General features: G+C 37.4%; 2 protein-coding genes. Both read right to left on the bottom strand.

Going from position 1 to position 1,585, the window contains the following annotated elements; translation table 11 throughout:
• On the bottom strand, positions 1–909 hold a 909-nt coding region (locus AB4Z17_RS33425; protein WP_441964752.1), incomplete at its 3' end, for a GDP-mannose 4,6-dehydratase.
• Between the two features lie 11 nt (positions 910–920).
• Positions 921–1,585: GDP-mannose 4,6-dehydratase (locus tag AB4Z17_RS33420; RefSeq protein ID WP_441964751.1), on the bottom strand; the 665-nt coding region annotated here is incomplete at its 5' end.

Below are 1,585 nucleotides of genomic sequence, written 5' to 3'. Positions count from 1 at the left end.
GATATCATAGAGGCTAGTTTCTAATTGAATTCTTGGTATCCAACCTGTTTCTTTTGTTATTTTTTGGTTAGATCCGTAGTATTCTGGAACATCGTTTGGTCTTAACTTCTTCTCGTCAATGATTATTTCAATAAACTTAGAGGACATATTAACTAATTGATCAAGAATAGCTCTGATTGAAGTACAAGCTCCAGAGCAAACATTATATATTTGCCCTGAGACTCCTTTCTCAAATAATAAGCGATATGCTTCTACTATGTCCCTTACATCAGTGAAGTCACGTTTGCTACTAAGATCTCCAACATATAGTATTGGATCTGCTTTACCCAGTTCTATATCAACCACTTGTTTTGCAAAGTCACTGGTAACAAAGCCGAGCATTTGGCCCGGCCCTATATGATTAAATGCTCTTGCATGTATGATCTTTAGACCAAAATGTTCACTATAATAATGCGCTAATGTACTAACAGAATACTTCGAAAGGCCATATGGGTTTATTGGGTTTGCAGATGTTTCTTCAGTAATTGGCAATAGAGATACCATTCCATATTCTTCTGAGGAACCAATAGAAACAACCTTAACAGTATCTATTAAAGATGAATGTTTAATTGCCTCAAACAAACCAATTGTATCCATTAAATTAGATTGAAAGGTTTCCTCAACACGATCCCAAGAATATCTAACTGAACTTTGCCCCGATAGATGAAATATAACATCAGGCTTGATATCCTCTAATGTTCGCCGAAGTTTTTCATGATCAGAAAAATCTATTTCAATAATATGTAAGCCTTCAATTGAAATTGTCGATTCCTTTCTGGTGCCGCCCCATACTATATACCCATTAGCTAATAAATTCAATGCTAGATAATACCCTACGAAACCACTCACTCCTGTAATTAAAGCTCTCATAGATACACTCCTTAAATACGATTAGCGAGAGAAATCTTTTTCATATCACTATCAACCATCATCTTCACTAATTGATCAAATGAAACTTCCAATTTCCAGCCCAGCTGTTGTTTTGCTTTTGTGCAATCCCCTAGTAATAAATCAACCTCTGCTGGACGTACGAATCTAGGATCAATAACAACATAATCTCTCCAATTAAGATCAGCATGACTAAAAGCGATTTCTACAAGTTCTTCTACCGTATGAGTTTCACCGGTAGATATTACGAAATCATCCGGTTTATCTTGTTGCAGCATCAGCCACATAGCCTTAACGTAATCACCTGCGAAGCCCCAGTCCCGTTTCGAATCGAGATTTCCCATCCGAAGTTCTGTTTGTAAGCCCAGTTTAATTCGCGCTACGGCTTCTGTTACTTTTCTAGTTACAAACTCGACTCCGCGACGAGGAGATTCATGATTAAACAAAATCCCTGAACAAGCAAACATATCATAACTTTCTCTATAATTTACAGTTATCCAGTGCCCATATACTTTAGCAACGCCATAAGGACTGCGCGGGTAAAAAGGTGTCGTTTCAACTTGAGGTGTTTCTACAACTTTACCAAACATCTCACTGCTGGATGCTTGATAAAATCTAGCTTCAGGCTTAGTCAATCGTACAGCCTCAAGCATATTTG

Source organism: Paenibacillus sp. TAF43_2, assembly GCF_052113545.1.
Classification (GTDB): Bacteria; Bacillota; Bacilli; order Paenibacillales; family Paenibacillaceae; genus Pristimantibacillus.
Note: the sequence above shows the minus strand (reverse complement) of the source record. Positions and strands in the feature narration are given on the sequence as shown.